General features: G+C 73.1%; 15 protein-coding genes and 1 pseudogene. 12 read left to right on the top strand and 4 right to left on the bottom strand.

The features are described from left to right. Nucleotides 1-222: 222 nt before the first annotated feature. From ABFX46_RS24010 to ABFX46_RS23990, 5 genes and pseudogenes are all read left to right on the top strand, one after another. Nucleotides 223-1,014 (top strand): ABC transporter ATP-binding protein, encoded by a 792-nt coding sequence (locus tag ABFX46_RS24010; protein WP_346045357.1) that lies wholly within the window; start codon nucleotides 223-225, stop codon nucleotides 1,012-1,014. Then, nucleotides 1,001-1,702, top strand: coding sequence for an ABC transporter ATP-binding protein (locus ABFX46_RS24005; RefSeq protein WP_346045356.1), 702 nt, complete (start codon nucleotides 1,001-1,003; stop codon nucleotides 1,700-1,702). The genes ABFX46_RS24010 and ABFX46_RS24005 overlap by 14 nt, the downstream gene beginning before the upstream one ends. Nucleotides 1,703-1,768: 66 nt before the next feature. Further along, on the top strand, nucleotides 1,769-3,010 hold the full coding sequence (locus ABFX46_RS24000) for an ABC transporter substrate-binding protein (protein ID WP_346045355.1): 1,242 nt from the start codon (nucleotides 1,769-1,771) through the stop codon (nucleotides 3,008-3,010). A 9-nt stretch (nucleotides 3,011-3,019) separates the two neighbouring features. Continuing rightward, entirely contained in the window at nucleotides 3,020-3,883 is an 864-nt protein-coding gene (locus ABFX46_RS23995) for a branched-chain amino acid ABC transporter permease (protein WP_346045354.1), read from the top strand. Nucleotides 3,884-3,966: 83 nt separating this feature from the next. Then, nucleotides 3,967-4,752 (top strand): annotated as a pseudogene (locus tag ABFX46_RS23990) (branched-chain amino acid ABC transporter permease); the annotation flags it as partial. A gap of 95 nt (nucleotides 4,753-4,847) precedes the next feature. On the opposite strand, the gene ABFX46_RS23985 reads toward ABFX46_RS23990, so the two are convergent. The 3 genes from ABFX46_RS23985 to ABFX46_RS23975 form a co-directional block, all read right to left on the bottom strand. Beyond that, nucleotides 4,848-5,732: an SMP-30/gluconolactonase/LRE family protein gene (locus tag ABFX46_RS23985; protein WP_346045353.1), complete on the bottom strand. Its 885-nt coding sequence runs from the start codon at nucleotides 5,730-5,732 to the stop codon at nucleotides 4,848-4,850. A gap of 40 nt (nucleotides 5,733-5,772) precedes the next feature. Further along, the gene (locus ABFX46_RS23980) at nucleotides 5,773-7,401 is read right to left on the bottom strand and encodes a long-chain fatty acid--CoA ligase (protein ID WP_346045352.1); all 1,629 of its coding nucleotides are present in this window, start codon (nucleotides 7,399-7,401) and stop codon (nucleotides 5,773-5,775) included. 118 nt (nucleotides 7,402-7,519) lie between these two features. After that, complete coding sequence (locus tag ABFX46_RS23975) at nucleotides 7,520-8,212, bottom strand: TetR/AcrR family transcriptional regulator (RefSeq protein ID WP_346045350.1); 693 nt, start codon at nucleotides 8,210-8,212, stop codon at nucleotides 7,520-7,522. Between the two features lie 134 nt (nucleotides 8,213-8,346). On the opposite strand from ABFX46_RS23975, the gene ABFX46_RS23970 reads away from it, so the two are divergent. Beyond that, a complete protein-coding gene (locus ABFX46_RS23970) occupies nucleotides 8,347-10,251 on the top strand; it encodes a helix-turn-helix domain-containing protein (protein ID WP_346045348.1) in 1,905 nt (634 codons plus the stop codon). Between the two features lie 21 nt (nucleotides 10,252-10,272). Here ABFX46_RS23970 and ABFX46_RS23965 read toward each other — a convergent pair whose 3' ends face one another. After that, nucleotides 10,273-10,980 carry a pyridoxamine 5'-phosphate oxidase family protein gene (locus ABFX46_RS23965; protein WP_346045347.1) on the bottom strand — a complete coding sequence of 236 codons (708 nt, stop codon included), beginning with the start codon at nucleotides 10,978-10,980 and terminating at the stop codon, nucleotides 10,273-10,275. Between the two features lie 56 nt (nucleotides 10,981-11,036). Here ABFX46_RS23965 and ABFX46_RS23960 point away from each other — a divergent pair, with 56 nt between their 5' ends. The 6 genes from ABFX46_RS23960 to ABFX46_RS23935 all read left to right on the top strand — a co-directional run bounded on the left by ABFX46_RS23960 (nucleotide 11,037) and on the right by ABFX46_RS23935 (nucleotide 18,089). After that, complete coding sequence (locus tag ABFX46_RS23960) at nucleotides 11,037-11,816, top strand: helix-turn-helix transcriptional regulator (protein WP_346045345.1); 780 nt, start codon at nucleotides 11,037-11,039, stop codon at nucleotides 11,814-11,816. Between the two features lie 201 nt (nucleotides 11,817-12,017). Beyond that, entirely contained in the window at nucleotides 12,018-13,052 is a 1,035-nt protein-coding gene (locus ABFX46_RS23955) for an iron-siderophore ABC transporter substrate-binding protein (protein ID WP_346045343.1), read from the top strand. Beyond that, nucleotides 13,049-14,092: a FecCD family ABC transporter permease gene (locus tag ABFX46_RS23950; protein WP_346045341.1), complete on the top strand. Its 1,044-nt coding sequence runs from the start codon at nucleotides 13,049-13,051 to the stop codon at nucleotides 14,090-14,092. Before ABFX46_RS23955 ends, ABFX46_RS23950 begins: the two co-directional genes overlap by 4 nt. Then, nucleotides 14,089-15,153 (top strand): FecCD family ABC transporter permease, encoded by a 1,065-nt coding sequence (locus tag ABFX46_RS23945; protein ID WP_346045339.1) that lies wholly within the window; start codon nucleotides 14,089-14,091, stop codon nucleotides 15,151-15,153. The genes ABFX46_RS23950 and ABFX46_RS23945 overlap by 4 nt, the downstream gene beginning before the upstream one ends. Continuing rightward, nucleotides 15,150-15,974 carry an ABC transporter ATP-binding protein gene (locus tag ABFX46_RS23940; protein WP_346045337.1) on the top strand — a complete coding sequence of 275 codons (825 nt, stop codon included), beginning with the start codon at nucleotides 15,150-15,152 and terminating at the stop codon, nucleotides 15,972-15,974. The genes ABFX46_RS23945 and ABFX46_RS23940 overlap by 4 nt, the downstream gene beginning before the upstream one ends. An 84-nt stretch (nucleotides 15,975-16,058) precedes the next feature. Continuing rightward, complete coding sequence (locus ABFX46_RS23935) at nucleotides 16,059-18,089, top strand: SpoIIE family protein phosphatase (RefSeq protein ID WP_346045335.1); 2,031 nt, start codon at nucleotides 16,059-16,061, stop codon at nucleotides 18,087-18,089. Nucleotides 18,090-18,091 lie beyond the last annotated feature (2 nt).

Below are 18,091 nucleotides of genomic sequence, written 5' to 3'. Positions count from 1 at the left end.
GAGGCCATGCTGCGCGAGGCGTTCCGGGCGGTGCCACGTCGCCGGGCACACTCTTCGCGCGCGTCCAGTGGTGCCGGCCCCCTGCGGTGTGCGCCGCCTCATAGCCGGCGGCCCGAATATGTGCCGGGTCACCTGGTTCGCCGGTGCGGGCGCCGCCTAGCGTTCACGACCACGGCGGCCCGGTGTGGCGCGGGTCACCGGATGGACGCAGGAGGAGGGCCCATGGGCGCACCCGCCCCGGAGGCGCCGGCTCTGGAAGCACCGGTTCTTCGAGCACGGGGGCTCGTGCGGGAGTTCCGCGGCTTCCGGGCCGTGGACGGCGTCGACCTCGACGTCGGGAAGGGGTCCGTCCACGCGCTGGTGGGCCCGAACGGCGCCGGCAAGACCACGCTGTTCAACCTGCTCACCGGCTTCCTGAAGCCGACCGCGGGCAGCGTGCTGCTGGAGGGCGGCCGCGAGCTGGCCGGGCGCAGCCCCGAGGCGATCACGCGGCTCGGCGTGGCGCGCTCGTTCCAGATCACCAGCCTGTTCGCCGAGCTGACCCCGCTGCGGCACCTGGAGCTGGCGCTGGCGAGCGGCACCGGCCTCGGCTGGCGGTTCTGGCGCTCGGACCGGACCCTGAGCCGCTTCGCCGGCCGCGCCGGGGAACTGCTCGACGAGGTCGGGCTGTCCGGCCGCGGCGACGTCCCCGCGGGTTCGCTGTCGTACGGGAGCAAGCGCGCGCTGGAACTGGCGCTCGCGCTGGCCCTCGACCCCGGGGTCCTGCTGCTGGACGAGCCGACCGCCGGCATGGGCGTCGAGGACGTGGAGCGCACCATCGAGCTGATCCGCAGGATCCGCGCCGGCCGCACCGTCGTCCTGGTCGAGCACAACATGAACGTCGTCGCCAGCCTCGCCGACCGGGTGACCGTCCTGCAGCACGGCAAGGTGCTGGCCGAGGGCCCCTACGCCGAGATCCGCCACGACCCGCGCGTCATCACCGCCTACCTGGGGGACTCCCATGCTGAGCGTTGACGGGCTGTCCGCCTGGTACGGCGAGGCGCAGGCCCTGCGCGAGGTGTCCCTGCGGGTGGACGAGGGCGAGATCGTCACGCTCGTCGGCCGCAACGGCGCGGGCAAGACCACGCTGCTGCGCTGCCTGATGGGCCTGCACGCGGCGCACGGCAGGACGACCGGGACGGTCGCGCTGTCCGCCGCGGACATCTCCGCCATGAGCTCCCACAAGCGCGCGCGGCGCGGCCTCGGTTACGTCCCTGACGACCGTGGCATCTTCGCCACGCTTTCGGTCGAGGAGAACCTGACGCTCCCGCCGCGCATGGGGCCGAAGCCGTGGTCGCTGGAGCAGGTGTACGAGACGTTCCCCCGCCTCAAGGAACGGCGCCGGTTTCCCGGGACGAAGCTGTCGGGCGGCGAGCAGCAGATGCTCGCGCTGGCCCGGGTGCTGCGGACCGGTGCCCGGCTGCTGCTGTGCGACGAGCCGACCGAGGGCCTGTCGCCGCTGATCGTCCAGCAGATCGGCGCGATCCTCCGCGAGGTCAAGGCGGCCGGGGTGACCGTCCTGCTCATCGAGCAGAACGTGCACTTCGCGGCGACCGTCGCCGACCGCCACTACCTGCTCGCGGAGGGCCGGATCGTCGACGCGCTGGACAACGCCCAGGTCCGTGAACGCGAGCACGAGCTGCTCGAGTACCTCGGCATCTGACCGCCGCGCACCGCCACGGGGCCGAGCCCGTGGAACCGAACCGTGGAGACCGAAGGAGACGCCGGAATGAGAACGATGGGGTGGAGCGGTGGCCTGGTCGCCGCGGGGCTGCTGCTGGCCGCGTGCGGGGGCGGGCCGGGCGGCGGCGGAGGGAAGATCAGCAACGACAAGATCGTCCTGGCGGTGCTGAACGACCAGTCGGGCATCTACGCCGACACCTCCGGCCGCAAGACGGTCGAGGCCGTCGAGATGGCGGTCGCCGACTTCAAGGCCAAGTACGGCGACAAGGCGGTCACCACGAACATCGAGGTGCTGTCCGCCGACCACCAGAACAAGCCGGAGATCGCCAACTCCAAGGCGCAGGAGCTCTACGACCGGAAGCACGCCGACGTGATCCTGGACGTGCCCACCTCGTCCGCCGCGTTCGCCGTCGCGACCATCGCCAAGAACAAGAAGAAGGTGTTCATCGACGTCGGCGCCGCGAGCACGGAGATGGAGGGCAAGCAGTGCAACAAGTACACCTTCCACTACGGCTACAACAGCTACATGCTCGCGCACGGCACCGGTGCCGAGGTGACCAAGGACGGCGCCAAGAACTGGTACATCATCTACCCGGACTACGCGTTCGGGCAGGACATGCAGAAGACCTTCAGCGCGGCGATCAAGGAGGCCGGCGGCACCGTCGTCAAGACCGACCCGACGCCGTTCCCCAACGACAACTTCTCCACGTTCCTGCTCAAGGCGCCCGACCTCGACCCCAAGCCGCAGGTCATCGGCACGATGCACGCCGGCGGCGACCTGATCAACCTGGTGAAGCAGTACAACGAGTACAAGCTCAAGGACAAGGGCGTGGGCCTGGCGGTCGGGCTGCTGGTCATCACCGACATCCACTCGCTCGGCGCGGACGCCCTGGCCGGGACCCGCTACACCGACATGTGGTACTGGAACCTCGACCCCACGGCCCGCGCCTGGTCCGACAAGTTCCAGGCGAAGGCCGGTCAGCGGCCCACGGCCAACATGGCCGGCAACTACTCGGCGGCCCTGCAATACCTGGAAGCGGTGCAGCGCGGCGGCACGGACAAGTCCGACGACGTGGTGAAGCAGCTGGAAGGCCACACGTTCAACGACGTCTTCGCCCGTAACGCCACCATCCGAGCGAAGGACCACCTGCTGCTGCACGACGCGTACCTCGGGCAGGTGAAGCCCGCGAGCGAGGTCAAGGAGGACTGGGACTACGTCAAGGTCCTGAAGACCATCCCGGCGGCGGAGGCGTTCCAGCCGCAGCCCGACCCGGCTTGCAACCTGTAGGCGGCGGGCGTGCTCCAGCAGGCGTTCAACGGGCTGGTGGGCGGGGCGTTCTACGCCCTGCTCGCCCTCGGCCTGTCCGTCATCTTCGGGATGCTCGGCGTGGTCAACCTCGCGCACGGCGCCTTCTACATGCTCGGCGCGTTCGGAGCGTTCATCGCGCTCGACTCGTTCGGCCTGAACTTCTGGCTGGCGCTGGTGCTGGTGCCGCCGCTGCTCGGCATCGCCGGGATCGTCCTGGAGCGGCTGTTCGTCCGGCGGCTCGCGCCGCTGGACCCGCTCTACAACTTCCTGTTCACCTTCGGCCTGGCGCTCATCCTGCAGGACCTGGTGAAGCGGCAGTACGGGGTGAACTCCCAGCCGTACCCCCGGCCCTCCCAGCTGGACCGGACGTTCGACCTCGGCCTGTTCACCTATCCCGCCTACCAGGTGTTCGTGCTGGCGGTCTCGGCCGTGGTGTGCGCCGCGGTGTGGCTGGTCCTCACCCGCACACGGGTCGGCATGATCGTCCGGGCGGCGACCGAGCGCCCGGAGCTGACCCGGGCGCTCGGCATCGACGTCGGCCGGTGGGTGACCCCCGTGTTCGGCTTCGGCATCGCGCTGGCCGCGCTCGCCGGGGTGCTGGCCGCGCCGATGCGGGCCGTCAACCCGCTGATGGGCTCCGACCTCATCATCACCGTCTTCGCGGTCGTGGTGATCGGCGGGCTCGGGTCGGTGTTCGGCTCGGTCGCCGCGGGCTTCGCCGTGGGCGTGGTGTCGGCACTGGGCAACCTGTACATCCCGTCGCTCTCCCAGACCCTGGTGTTCATCCTCATGGCCGCCGTCCTGCTGTGGCGACCCGCCGGCCTGTTCGGACGCGAGGAGGCGTTCCGGTGATCCTGTCCAGGCTGGCCCGCTCCGGGCGGAGCGGGCCGCTGCTCCTCGCGATCGGGCTCGCCGCCGCCCTCGCCCTGCCCTGGATGGTCTATCCGCCGGTCGCGATGGACATCGCCTGCTGGGCGCTGTTCGCCGCCGCCGTCGACCTGCTGCTCGGCTTCACCGGGCTGCTGTCGTTCGGGCACGCCGCCTTCTGGGGCGGGTCGGCGTACTGCACCGGGCTGATCGCGCTGCACAGCGGCCTGCCGTTCCCGGTCGCGATCCTCGGCGGCGCGGCGTTCGCGGCGCTGCTCGCGCTGCCGATCGGCTACCTGTCGGTCCGGCTGACCGGCATCTACTTCGCGATGGTCACGCTGGCCTTCGCGCAGATGGTGTACTTCATCGCCAACCAGTGGCGGGACGCGACGGGCGGCGAGAACGGCCTGCAGGGCATCCCGCGCGAGCTGTTCGGCCTCGACCTGTCCGAGCCGTTCTCCTTCTACTACGCGGGCCTGCCGTTCGTGCTGGCCGGGCTGTTCGCCGCCTGGCGGATCGTCCGCTCGCCGTTCGGCCGGGTGCTCGTGTCGATCCGCGACAACCCGGCCCGCGCCCGCGCGCTCGGCTACCCCGTCGACCGGTACAAGCTCCTCGCCTTCGTCCTGTCGGCGGGGCTGTCCGGGCTGGCCGGCGGCGTGTTCGCCATCGGCCACGGCTTCGCCTCGCTCGAAGGCGTCTACTGGACGACCTCCGGGCAGGCCGTGATGATGGTGATCCTCGGCGGCATCGGCACGCTGTGGGGCGGGGCCATCGGCGCGGCCCTGGTCGTCCAGCTCCAAGACTACCTGGCGACCGCCGGGTTCCAGGAGACCGGCATCGTCACCGGTTCGATCTTCATCGTGATCGTGCTGCTGTTCCGCCGGGGCATCTGGGGGACGGCCCGCCACCTGCTCGCCGCCCGGCGGCGGGCCGCCCGGCCCGGCGCAGGTCAGGCCGCGGGGACGGTGACCGGGACGGCGACCAGCGCGCCCTCCCGGGCGGACTTGCGGGCCGTCTCGTCGAAGTCGGGCGCGGTGCAGGCGAAGAGCGTCCGGCCGTCGGAGCCGCCGAGCCCGCAGGCGTAGACGCCGGTCCCGAGAGCGACCTCGTCGGTGATGCCGCCGCCCTCGACGACCCGGACCACCCGGCCGTTGAGGGCGTCGGCGAGCCACCAGCCGCCCTCGGCGTCCAGGCAGCCGCCGTCGGCGGCGACCGACACCCCGGCCAGGATCCGCTCGACGGACCGCTCCGCCGGCAGCGGGCCGAACTCCGCCCACACCCGCCGGTTCACGAGCCGACCGTCGCCGGTCACGTCGAACGCGCTGACGCGGTCGCCGAACGTCTCGTTCACCAGCAGGACGCCGTCGGCGGTGATCGCGCTCCCGTTCGGGAACCACAGGTCGGACGCCACCTCGGTGACCGTCCCGTCCGGGTCGGCCCGGTGCAGGGCGGCCGGCTCCAGCGGCGCGCCGGCCATCAGGTCGAACCCGAAGTTGCCCACGTAGGCCCGCCCCTCGGCGTCGACCACCATGTCGTTGAGGTGGCCGGTCGCGTGATCGCCCAGGTCGGCGTGGACGGCGAGCGTGCCGTCCTGCTCCCGGCGCAGGATCTTCCGGTCGCGCATGGAGACGACGAGCAGCCGGCCGTCCGGCAGCCAGCCGAGCCCGGACGGCTGCCCGGGGACCTCGGCCTCGACGCGGAGACCGGACCCGTCCTCCCGCGCCGAGACCACCTCGTGGGTGTAGAAGTCGGAGACCCAGACGCGCCCGTCGCGCCAGCGCGGCGCCTCCAGGAAGCGGAAGCCGCTGATCACCGTGCTCGCCGTCGCCGCCATGATGCCCTCCCAGGAGTGGTGGATGGTCGACCGTAATCGCTCAGAGCGGGATGCCGCCATCGATGTGCGCGGCGAACCGCTCCCGGAGGGCGACCTTGGAGAACTTGCCGGTCGCCGTCTTCGGGATCTCGGGCAGGATCCAGAGCCGCTCGGGGATCCACCAGGAGGCGACGCGCCCGGTCAGGTGCGCCCGCAGGCCCGCCTCGTCGAGGGCGCCGCCGGGGGCGAGGACGACGCAGGCGAGCGGGCGCTCGCCCCACCGGTCGTCCGGCACGCCGATGACCGCCGCCTCCAGCACCCCCGGATGGGCCATGATCTCGTTCTCCAGGACGCCGGAGGAGATCCACTCGCCGCCGGACTTCACGAGGTCCTTGGTGCGGTCGACGATGCGGACGTGCCCGTACCGGTCGATGGTCGCGACGTCGCCGGTGCGCAGCCAGCCGTCCTCGGTGAACCCCGCCCCGCCGGGGTCGGCGCCGAAGTAGCGGGACGCGATGGTGGGCCCGGCCACCTGCAGCTCGCCGGGGGTCGTGCCGTCGTGCTCGACGGTGTTCCCGTCGTCGTCGACGAGCCGCAGTTCGGTGAGCGGGAGGGACGGGCCGGGACCGGCGAGGATCGCGCGCCGGGCGTCGGGGCCGAGCCCGTCGTGCACGGTCCCGAGCCGGGACACGGCCACCACCGGGCTGGTCTCGGTCATGCCCCACGAACTGGTGAGCGGCACGCCGGCGGCCTCCTGCCACGCCCGCGCCAGCGCGTCCGGCACGGGGCTGCCGCCCGACAGGACCATGCGCAGCGACGAGACGTCGACATCGGCGAGCAGCGGCAGGACCGAGCGCCAGATCGCCGGGACCCCGGCCGTGAACGTCACCCGGTGCCGCGCCATCTGACGGGCGAGCGCCGCCGGGCTCATCGCCGGACCGGGCAGGACGAGGTCGGCGCCGGCGAGCATCGCGGCGTAGGGCAGCCCCCACGCGTTCACGTGGAACATCGGCACGATCGGCATCACGACGTCGCGCTCGCTGATGGCGAAGTTGTCCGCGCCGAGGAGCATCAGCGCGTGCAGGACGATCGACCGGTGGCTGTACAGCACGCCCTTGGGACGGCCGGTCGTGCCGGACGTGTAGCAGAGGCTCGCGGCGTCGTTCTCGTCCACCGGGACGGGGGACGCGGGGGACGGGGCCCGCGCGAGCAGCGCCTCGTAGTCGATGACCCGGGGGTCGTCGGGCGGTTCGTCCCCGCCGCCGTCGTCCATGACCACGACGTGGCGCACGGCCGGGGCCCGTTCCATCAGCGGCCACACCGCCGCGATGAGGGAGCGGTCGACGAACAGGACGTCGTCCTCGGCGTCGGTGAGGATGTAGGCCAGCTCGTCCGCGAACAGCCGGTGGTTGAGGGTGTGCAGCACGCGGCCGCCGCTCGGCACCGCCAGGTACAGCTCGACATGGCGTTGGGAGTTCCAGCCGAACGTCCCCACGCGGGCGTGGCGCGGGACGCCGAGCAGGTCGAGCGCGGCGGCGAGCCGGCGCGCACGCGCGGCGACCTCCCGCCAGGTCGCGGCGACCTCGCCGTCCGCCGTCGCGGTGACGACCCGCTTGTGGGCGAACAGCCGCTCGACGCGGCGCATGAGCATCGAGACGTCGAGAGGCCGGTCCTGCATCAGACCGTGCATGGAACCTCCAGCACCGCGGCGGGCATGGTCTCCGATCCGGACATCGTAGCTCTAACTAAGCGCATAGTCAGGGCGTCGGCCGGGGTTCTCGCCGGTTCGGTCACGGTGAGCCCGGGGGCTACTCGCCGGCCGGGGACGGAGACAGGGCCGGAGACGGAGCGACCAGCTTCAGCGCGAGGTCGGCGTAGAACTCGCCGAGCCGCTCCGGGGAGTCGGGGCCGTCGAGCCGGTACCAGCGGACGAGGTCGATGCTCAGCGACAGCATCGCCCGCGTGACCCGGTTGACGTCGACCTGCGCGAACGACCCTTCGGCGACGCCCCGCGCGACCGCTTCGCGGAAGAACGCGTTGGTCCGGCGGCGCACCTCGACGATCTCGTCGTAGTGCTCGGCCGAGAGGCCGCTGAGCTCCAGCTGGCAGACGCGCGCGGCCACGTGGTGGCGGGCGTGCCAGGCGGTGTACGCCGAGACGATGGCGCGCAGCCGGTCCGCCGCACCGTCCACCGTCGTGATCGACGGCATCCGGAGGTGCTCCAGGACCCGCTCGTGGCCGACCCGGATGATCTCGTAGAGGACCAGTTCCTTCGACGGGAAGTGGACGTAGAGGGCCGCCGGGCTCAGCCCCACGCCCTCGGCGATGTCACGGGTGGTCGTGGCGTGGAAGCCGTTCGCGGCGAAGCACCGCACCGCCGAGGTCAGCAGGCCGCGCTGCACCGCGCCGAGGTCCTCCCGCCAGAGGTCGGGGGAGTGGTCGTGCAGCCGGGGATCGTCCGCCAGGTCCTGGGCGGTGAACCGGGCCTGCCGTCTGGCCATCGGCGATCCTCGCCTCCTTCGAGTCCGGGGGGCATGCTATCGGCGCCTTGACACGTGCGCCCGCAGCGATGACTATGCGCTTACTCACTATAGAGGGCTCACGACGGAGAAGGGCCGACGGTGGTGTGAACGGCGTGAACGGTGGAAACGGGCACGGCTATCTCCGGCTCCTGGTCGACGGGGCACCGCTGCCGCACTACGACGACGTCCTGCGCGGCATGGCGGCGAAGGCCGCCTCGCCCGCCGAGCTGGAGGAGCTGCAGGCCGAGCACACGCTCGCCCTCCGCTTGCGCGACACCCTGGAAAAGCAGCGCACCCGGCAGGAGCAGCAGCGGGCGCTGGTCGAGTGCGCGAAGGAGCTGGCGGAGGACCGCGGCGACCCCGAGGCGATCCTGACCCTGATCGTGAGCCAGGCGCAGCGGCTGCTCGGCTGCGACATGGCCTACCTGAGCCTGAACGACGACGAGGACCGCGCGACCCGGATGAGCGTGATGGTCGGCGCGACGTCCTCGGCCTGGAAGGACGTCCGGATCCCGTTCGGCGTCGGCATCGGCGGCCGGGTCGCCGCCACCGGCACGCCGTTCTCGACGCCCGACTACTTCAGCGACGAGCGGCTCGCGCACGACCCCGCCGTGGACGCCTCGGTCCGCGCGGAGCGGCAGGTGTCGATCGTCGGCGTGCCGCTGCGCGGCGGAAAGGTCCTCGGGGTGCTGTTCGCCTCGAACCGCACGCCGGGGCCGTTCTCGCACGACGCCATCGCCCTGCTCGGCTCGTTCGCCGCCCTCGCCGCGTCCGCCCTGGACCAGGCGCGGCTGCGGCACCGCCAGGACCAGGCGCTCGCGACGCTGCGGCAGGCGAACGAGGCGCTGCGGCGGCACACGGTCGAGGAGGAGCGGGCCGTCGCGGCGCACGACCAGAGCATGGACATCGTGCTCCGCGGCGGCGGCGTGCAGGAGGTCGTGACCGCGACCGGCGACCAGCTCGGCGGCGTGCTCGCCATCTTCGACGAGTTCCAGACCGCCGTCGCGTGGACGCCCGGGGCGCCCGGGGACGTCCTGAAGGGCATGTCCGCCGCGGCGAGCGGCGCCGCGGCGGACGCCGAGCCCGGCCGCGGGCCCGGCGCGACGTACTGGGCGACCGACCTCGTCGCCGGCAGCGAGAACCTCGGCACCCTGGTCTGGGCGCCGCCGGCCGCGTCCGCCGGGGTCGGCGACCTGGACCGGCGCCTGCTCGAACGGGCCGCCGTCGTCGCCTCCCTGCTCCAGCTGTTCGGCCGCAACCTCGCCGCCGCGGAGGCGAGGGTGCGCGGCGAGCTGCTGGACGACCTCCTCACCCCCGACGCCCGCACGTACTCCTCGCTCGCCGAGCGCGCGCTGCGGATCGGGTACCAGCCGCAGAAGCGGCATGCCGTGGTCGTCGCGCACATCCGGCCGGAGAAGCGGCGGGGCCTCGCCTCCGTGGCGTCCGACCTTGCCGCCGCCCGCGACGGACTGAGCACCGTGCGGGACGGCCGCGCGGTCCTGGTCATCCCGTCCGACGACCCGTCGCTGACGGGCCGGCAGGTGTCGCGGTCGATGACCGTGCGGCTGCGGTCGCCGGTCACCGTCGGCGCGGCCGGTCCCGTGGACGACCCGGCCGACCTGCCCGCCGCCTACGCCGAGGCGCTGGCGTGCGCGCAGGCGCTGCTCCGGCTCGAACGCGAGGGCGCCTCCGCCACGGCCGACGACCTCGGGTACGCCGGGCTGCTCCTCGGCGACGGCGCGTCCGCGACCCGGTACGTGCTGCGGACGCTGGGCCCGGTCATCCGGCACGACGAGCAGCGCTCGACCATGCTGATGGAGACCCTGGAGACCTACTTCGCGACCGGGCAGAGCCTCGTCGCGAGCGCGAAGCGGCTGCACATCCACCCGAACACCGTCACCCAGCGCCTCGACCGCGTGAAGCGCCTCCTCGGCGTCGACTGGAGCAGCCCGGACCACACGCTCGAAGTGCAGCTGGCCCTGCGGCTGCACCGGCTCGGCCGCGAACTCGAGGTCTGACCGGGTCCCGGCGGCGCCCGCTCAGTAGCGGTTGGTCTCGGCGTCCCGGTCGAGGTCCTCGTCGATCTGCTCGGCGGAGAACTGCTTGATGCCGATGTGGTCCTTGAAGACCCGGCCCGCCGTGGGCAGGGCGCCCCGGTCCGGCCAGGTCTCGGGCCGCCACAGCGACGAGCGCAGCAGGGCCTTCGCGCAGTGCAGGTACAGCTCCTCGACCTCGACGAGCAGGGCCAGCCGCGGCCGCTTGCCCTGGACGGCCAGGTCGTCGAAGAACGGCGCGTCCGAGACGAGCGTGGCACGCCCGTTCACCCGCAGCGTCTCGTTCATCCCCGGTACGAGGAACAGCAGGCCGACGTGCGGGTTGCGCAGGACGTTGCGGAAGCCGTCGACCCGGTGGTTGCCGGGCCGGTCGGCGATCGCCAGCCGGTGGTCGTCCAGCACGAGCACCGACCCGGCCGGGTCGCCCTTGGGGGAGACGTCGCAGCTCCCGTCCGGGGTCGAGGTCGCGACCAGCACGAACGGCGAGTGCGCGATGAGCGTGCGCGCGTGCGCGTCGATCCGGCCGATGTCCTTGTCCCAGATGACCTGGGACGGCTCCTGGACGATCTCGCGCAGCTCGGCCTCGGTCCGCACGGCCCGTATTTCGGATGTGCGTATCCCGGACGCGCGCATCTCGGACGTGTGCATCTCTGACGTGCGCGTTTCGCCGGTGCGCGGCTCACTAGGGGGCATGGCCCGAACTATAAGGTAAGCCTTACCGAAGAGAGGGAACGAGGCCCGGACGCGCCATGGACAGGGAGACCCGCACACTGCCCGCGCTCGCGGCGGGCCCGGCCGAGATGCCGTTCGCGATCACGAGTTGGCGCGAGGACTTCGCCCGCGACACCACCTGGAACGAGCACTCGCACCCCTTCCACGAGCTGCTCTGGAACGAGCGCGGCGCGTCGACCGCCGTCGTCGGGTCGCGGGTCTGGACGGTCACGCCCGCGCTCGGCCTGTGGATGCCCGCCGGCACCCTGCACTCCGGCTCGGCGACCGCCGGCACCCGGTGCCGCGCCGGGTTCTTCGGCTTCGGCGCGACGACCTCGATCTCCGCGACGCCGGTCGCCGTGGAGATCACCCCGCTGCTCCGGCTGCTGCTGGAGCGGCTCGCCGACCCGGGGCTGCCGGCCGGCTCGCGGACGGTGACCGAGGCCATGGTGCTCGACGTGCTCGCCCCGTCCCCGCGCGAACTGCTCGTGCACATGCCCGCCTCCGCGCTGCTGCGCCCGATCGCGGACGCGGTCCGCGCCGACCCGGGCGACCGGCGGACGCTCGCGGACTGGGCGTCCGCGCTCGGCGTGAGCGCCCGCACGATCACCCGCGCCTTCCACGCCGAGACGGGCACCAGCTTCGCGCGGTGGGTCGCGGCGGTCCGCGCCCAGCACGCCGTCGCGCTGCTCGGACGCGGGTGGGAGATCGACGCCGTCGCCGAGGAGGTCGGCTACCGGTCGGCCAGCGCGTTCGGCGTGGCGTTCCGGCGGGCGACGGGACTGACGCCCGGCGCGTTCCGAGTGCGGGGAATTTAGCCCGAATGTCCCGATCTCGATAACGGACGTCCCAAACGCTCGATTGCGACGCGGCGGCGCTTCCTCTTACAGTCCAACCAAGGCAAGCCTTACCTAAGCAAGGCTCGCCTCGGCAGTACGGTGCACCGCTCCACGGACGCAGAGCCGCGATCCGGTCGTGCGAGGCCCGGCACCAGCGGATTTCTGACAGTGGAGTACGAAGTGAAACGTCCCCATGGCCTCCGGGTCATCGCCGTACTGGCCGTCCTGCTCGGCGGTCTCATGGCATGCGGCGACTCGTCCGAGACGCAGGAGGCGAAGGCGGGCGGCGGCTCGTCGGCCGCGTTCCCGGTGACGATCGAGCACGCGCTCGGCACCGCCACCATCAAGGCGAAGCCGAAGCGGGTGGCCACGGTCAACTGGGCCAACCACGAGGTGCCGCTGGCCCTCGGCGTCGTCCCGGTCGGCATGGCCGCCGCGAACTTCGGCGACGACAACGGCGACGGCGTCCTGCCCTGGGTCGAGAAGCGGCTGAAGGAGCTCAATGCCGAGACGCCCGTCCTGTTCGACGAGAACGACGGCATCGACTTCGAGGCCGTCGCCGACACCAAGCCGGACGTCATCCTCGCCGGCTACTCGGGCCTGACCAAGCAGGACTACGACACCCTCAGCCAGATCGCCCCGGTCGTCGCCTACCCCGACGCCCCCTGGGCCACCCCGTGGCGCGAGATCATCCGCATCAACAGCAAGGCCATCGGTCTCGCCGACGAGGGCGAGAAGCTCATCAAGGACATCGAGGGCGACGTCACGGCGGCCGTGGCGAAGCACCCGGCGCTCAAGGGCAAGTCGGTCATGTTCCTGACGCACGTCGACCCCAACGACGTGAGCCAGATCGGCTTCTACACGACGCACGACACCCGCACCCAGTTCTTCACCGACCTCGGGCTGACCATCCCGGGCAGCATCGCCGAGGCGTCCAAGGGCACCGACAAGTTCGTCCTGACCCGCAGCGCCGAGCAGATCGACGTGTTCGACGACGTCGACATCATCGTGGGCTACGGCGACGACAAGCTGCTGAAGAAGATCAGCGGCGACCCGCTGCTGTCGAAGATCCCCGCCGTCGAGCGCGGCTCGGTCTACCTGCTGCCCGAGACCAAGCCGCTCGGCACGGCCGCGAACCCGACCCCGCTGGCGATCTCGTGGGTCCTGGAGGACTACGTGAAGGCGCTCGCCGACGCCGCCGGCAAGGTCAAGTGACGGCGGTCGCCGCCGACCGCGCGCCGGACGCCGCCCTCGTGCGGCGTCCGGCGCGCGCCCGCCTGCTGTGGCTGCTGGCCACCGTGCTGGTGCTGGCCGCGCTCATGGTGGTCTCCGTCGCGTTCGGGTCGCGCGACGTCGCCTGGTCGGACGTGTGGGCCGCGCTCGGCGGCGCCGACGGCACCCTCGAAGAGGCCGCGGTCGCCAAGCGGATCCCGCGCACGCTGCTCGCGGTGGCGATCGGCGCCGCGCTCGGCCTGTCCGGCTGCGTCATGCAGGGCGTCACCCGCAACCCGCTCGCCGACCCCGGGATCCTCGGCGTCAACATGGGGGCGTCGCTGTCGGTCGTCACCGCCGTCGCGTTCTTCGGGCTCACGTCCCCGACCGGGTACATCTGGGTCGCGATGGCGGGCGCCGCCGCCTCGGCCGTGTTCGTCTACACCGTCGGGTCGCTCGGCCGCGGCGGGGCCACCCCGTTCAAGCTCGCGCTCGCCGGGGCCGCCACCTCGGCGGCCTTCGCGTCCCTGGTCAGCGCCGTCGTCCTGCCGCGCAACGACATCGCCGGCGGCTTCCGGCTCTGGCAGATCGGCGGGGTCGGCGGCGCGTCCTACGAGCGCATCGGGCAGGTGCTGCCGTTCCTCGCCGCCGGATGCGCCATCTGCCTGCTGTGCGCGCGGTCCCTGAACTCGCTCGCCCTCGGCGACGAGATCGCGGCCGGGCTCGGCGAGCGCGTCGCCCTCATCCGCGGGACCGCCGCCCTCGGCGCCGTCGTGCTCTGCGGCTCCGCCACGGCCGTCGCCGGGCCGATCGCGTTCGTCGGGCTCATCGTCCCGCACGCGTGCCGGCTGCTCGCCGGCGTCGACCACCGCTGGCTGCTGCCGCTGTCCGCCCTCACCGGCGCGGCGCTGCTCACTGCCGCCGACGTCGTCGGCCGCGTGGTGGCACGCCCCTCCGACATCGAGGTCGGCATCGTGACGGCGCTGATCGGGGCGCCGTTCTTCATCCAGATCGTCCGCCGGCAGAAGGTGCGTGAGCTGTGACACCCGCCCCGCCCGGCGCCCCGACCGCCACGCGCCCGGCCGCGGTGCTCGTCGCCCGTGGAAGGCGGCGTCGCGCCGCCCGGCGCCGCCTCGTCATGCTGACGCTGGCGCTGCTCGCCGCCGCCGCGTTCGCCGTGACGCTCATGGCCGGGCACACCTTCTACCCGCCCGGCGACGTGGTCCGCGTCGTGCTCGGCGAGCAGGTCCCGGGCGCGTCCTTCACGGTCGGACGGCTGCGGCTGCCGCGGGCCGTCCTCGCCGTCGTCGCCGGATTCTCCTTCGGGCTGGCCGGCGTGACCTTCCAGACGATGCTGCGCAACCCGCTCGCCAGCCCCGACATCATCGGCATCAGCGCGGGCGCGGGCGCCGCCGCGTCCGTCGCGATCGTCGTGTTCTCCCTCGGCGGGACGCAGGTGTCGGTCTTCGCGATCGCCGCCGCGATCGGCGTCGCCGTGCTGATGTACGTGCTGGCGTTCCGGGACGGCGTCGCCGGCACGCGCCTCATCCTGATCGGCATCGGGGTCGCCGCGATCGGCGACAGCATCACCTCCTACGTGCTGTCCCGGGCCGCCGAGTGGGACCTCCAGGAGGCCACGCGCTGGCTGGCCGGCAGCCTCAACGGCGCCACCTGGGCGCAGGTGCTGCCCGCCCTCGCCGCGCTGGCCGTCCTCGGGCCCGCGCTGCTGTTCCTCGCGCGGGACCTGTCGGCGATGCAGCTCGGGGACGACACGGCGTCCGCGCTCGGCGTCCGGGTCGAGCGCACCCGCATCGCCGTGATCGTCGCCGCCGCCGGGCTGATCGCGTTCGCCACCGCGGCGGCCGGGCCGATCGCGTTCGTGGCGTTCCTGTCCGGCCCCATCGCGGCACGGCTGCTCGGCACCGGCGGCTCGCTGCTCGTCCCGGCCGGGCTCGTCGGCGCGCTGCTCGTCCTCGTCGCCGACTTCACCGGCCAGTTCGCGTTCGACACCCGCTACCCGGTCGGCGTCGTCACCGGCGTCCTCGGCGCGCCCTACCTCGTCTACCTGATCGTCCGCACCCACCGGTCCGGAGGCTCGCTGTGACCACGTCCCACTCCCTCGCCGCCGAGCGCCTCACGCTCGGGTACGGCGACCGCGCCGTCATCGAGTCCCTCGACCTGGCCGTCCCGGCCGGCGAGGTCACGGCCATCGTCGGCGCCAACGCCTGCGGGAAGTCGACGCTGCTGCGCTCCCTGTCCCGGCTGCTCGCGCCCCGCGCCGGGCGCGTCGTCCTGGACGGCAGGGAGGTGCATCGCATGCCCGCCAAGGAGCTGGCCCGCACGCTCGGGCTGCTGCCGCAGTCGCCGGTCGCGCCCGAGGGCATCACCGTGCTCGACCTCGTCTGCCGCGGCCGCCACCCCCACCAGGGGATCTTCTCCCGGTGGAACGCCGGGGACGACGCCGCCGTGGCCGCCGCCCTGGAGGCGACCCGGACCACCGGCCTCGCCGACCGCAGCGTCGACGAGCTGTCCGGCGGGCAGCGCCAGCGGGTCTGGATCGCCATGGCGCTCGCCCAGGACACCGACCTGCTCCTGCTGGACGAGCCCACCACCTTCCTCGACGCCAGCCACCAGGTCGACGTCCTCGACCTGCTCACCGACCTGAACCGCACCCGGGGCACCACCATCGTGATGGTGCTGCACGACCTCAACCTCGCCGCCCGCTACGCCGACCACCTCATCGCCCTCGCCGGCGGGCGGCTGCACGCGTCCGGCGCGCCCGCCGACGTCCTCACCGAGGAGGTCGTCCGGGCGGTCTTCGACCTCGACAGCCGCATCATCCAGGACCCGGTCTCCGGACGGCCGCTGATGCTGCCCATCGGCCGGCACCACGTCCGGCCGCACGCGCGGCAGACCTCCGGGTGAGCGCCCCGGCCGGGAATACAGCGGGGCCCGCCGTGCATAACCCTGGGAACGGGGTTCATCGGGGGTAGGGACGGAGGCCGCGCGATGGCCGCATCCGACGGCATTCAGGACGCACCGGCGGAACGGCCGCCGGCGGTCGTCACGGTCGGCCGGGACGGCGCCGTGACCGGCTGGACGCGGGCGGCGCAGGAGCTGCTCGGCTACGCCGGCGCCGACCCCGGCGGCGGCGCCCGCCCGTTCACGTGCGGCGGCGCGTCGGACTGGGACGGCAGGTTCGGCGGCCGGGACCACTGGTCGGGCCTGCTGGAGGCCCGGCGGCGCGACGGCGGCATGGTCCTCGTGCGCGCCGACGTCGCGCGGCTGCACGGCCCGGAAACGCCGCACTCCTGGTCGGTGGCCATGACGGCGGTGGACGGCGCGCCCGAGCCGGCGCGCTCGGTGCTCGAACCGCTGATGAGCCGCACGCCCATCGCCATGCTCATCTGGGACACCGACCTGCGGTGCGTGTGGGTGAACGCCGCGACCGAGCGCCTGCTGCCCGCCTTCCCCCACTACCGGGTGGGGAGCGTGCTCACCGACCCGCCGCCGGGCGTCGACACCGGGCCGGCGCAGGAGGCGCTCCGCAAGGTGCTCGCCGACGGCGACCCGCTGTTCGACCAGGAGGTCCACCGGACGTCGCCGGACGGCGGCGCCGACATCACCCTCTCGATCTCGCACTTCCGCCTCGACGGGGTGGACGGCCGGCCGCTCGGCGTATGCTCGATGGCGCTGGACATCAGCCACAGCCGCGCCCGCCGCCGCCTCGCCCTGCTCCGCGAGGCCAGCACCCGCATCGGCACCGCGCTCGACGTCCGGCAGACCGCGCAGGAGATGGCCGACCTCGCCGTACCGGTCCTCGCCGACTACGTCACCGTCGACCTCGCCGAGTCCGTCCTCCCGGACGCCGAGCCCCTGGAGCGGCTGACGTCGACGGAGGTGAGCGTCCCGGTGTTCCGCCGCGCGGGCGTGGCCTCGATCCACGACGGCGTCCCCGAGTCGCTGTGGCCGATCGGGGAGCCGGTGTTCGTGCCGCCGGCGTCGCCCTTCATGGAGGTCCTGGCCTCGGGGCGCTCCCATTTCGAGCCCGAGCTCGACACCTCGCCCGGCGGCTGGCTCGGCCAGGACCCGGACCGGGCGAGGATCATCCGCGCCACCGGGATGCACACGCTGATCATCGTCCCGCTGAAGGCCCGCGGCGACATCCTCGGGGTCACCGTGTTCGTCCGCACCGACAACCGGACACCGTTCACCAGGGACGACCTCGTCCTCGCCGAGGAGATCGGCGCCCGCGCCGCGCTCAGCCTGGACAACGCGCGCCAGTACACCCGCGAGCACGCCGCCGCCCTCGCCCTCCAGCGCAACCTGCTGCCGCGCAGCCTGGCGGGCGGCGAGGCCGTCGAGCTCGCCTCCCGCTACGTGCCGTCCGACATGCACGCCGGCGTCGGCGGCGACTGGTTCGACGCGATCCCGCTGGACGGCGGCCGGGTCGCCCTCGTCGTCGGGGACGTGACCGGGCACGGCATCAACGCCGCGGCGACGATGGGGCGGCTCCGCACCGCCGTCCGCACCCTCGCCTACCTGGACCTGCCGCCCGACCGGGTGCTCGCCCGGCTCGACGAGCTGGTCGTCCGGCAGGCGGCCGAGGACGGCACGTCCTACGACATCACCGGCGCCACCTGCGTGTACGCCGTCTACGACGCGGCCTCCCGGCGGTGCACCGTGGCCGCGGCGGGCCATCCGCCGCCGGCGATCGTCGAGCCGGGCGGCGTCGTGAGCTTCCCCCGCCCGCCCGAGGGCACGCCGATCGGCCTCGGCCTCGGCGCGTACCGCGCCCTCACCCTCGACCTCGCCGAGGGCAGCGTCATCGCCCTCTACACCGACGGCCTCATCGAGACCCGCGAGTCCGACATCGAGTCGGGCATCGGCCGCCTGGGCAGCGCGCTGTCCCACGCCGGCCGGTCCCGTGCCGCGCTGCCGCTCGACGACTTCTGCTCCACCGTCGTACGGCTCATGACCGGGGACGGCCCCAACGAGGACGACGTGGCCCTCCTGGTCGCCCGCACCCGCACCGCGTAGCC

This window comes from Actinomadura chokoriensis, from assembly GCF_039529475.1.
GTDB classification, from domain to species: domain Bacteria; phylum Actinomycetota; class Actinomycetes; order Streptosporangiales; family Streptosporangiaceae; genus Spirillospora; species Spirillospora bangladeshensis.
This window is presented reverse-complemented; position numbering and strand designations above follow the sequence as displayed.

Bases quoted from the DNA above. Each gene is read 5' to 3' on its own strand.
- ABFX46_RS24010 (WP_346045357.1), top strand. From the start codon at position 223: ATGGGCGCACCCGCCCCGGAGGCGCCGGCTCTGGAAGCACCGGTTCTT.
- ABFX46_RS24005 (WP_346045356.1), top strand. From the start codon at position 1,001: ATGCTGAGCGTTGACGGGCTGTCCGCCTGGTACGGCGAGGCGCAGGCC.
- ABFX46_RS24000 (WP_346045355.1), top strand. From the start codon at position 1,769: ATGAGAACGATGGGGTGGAGCGGTGGCCTGGTCGCCGCGGGGCTGCTG.
- ABFX46_RS23985 (WP_346045353.1), bottom strand. From the start codon at position 5,732: ATGGCGGCGACGGCGAGCACGGTGATCAGCGGCTTCCGCTTCCTGGAG.
- ABFX46_RS23980 (WP_346045352.1), bottom strand. From the start codon at position 7,401: ATGCACGGTCTGATGCAGGACCGGCCTCTCGACGTCTCGATGCTCATG.
- ABFX46_RS23975 (WP_346045350.1), bottom strand. From the start codon at position 8,212: ATGGCCAGACGGCAGGCCCGGTTCACCGCCCAGGACCTGGCGGACGAT.
- ABFX46_RS23965 (WP_346045347.1), bottom strand. From the start codon at position 10,980: ATGCCCCCTAGTGAGCCGCGCACCGGCGAAACGCGCACGTCAGAGATG.
- ABFX46_RS23960 (WP_346045345.1), top strand. From the start codon at position 11,037: ATGGACAGGGAGACCCGCACACTGCCCGCGCTCGCGGCGGGCCCGGCC.
- ABFX46_RS23935 (WP_346045335.1), top strand. From the start codon at position 16,059: ATGGCCGCATCCGACGGCATTCAGGACGCACCGGCGGAACGGCCGCCG.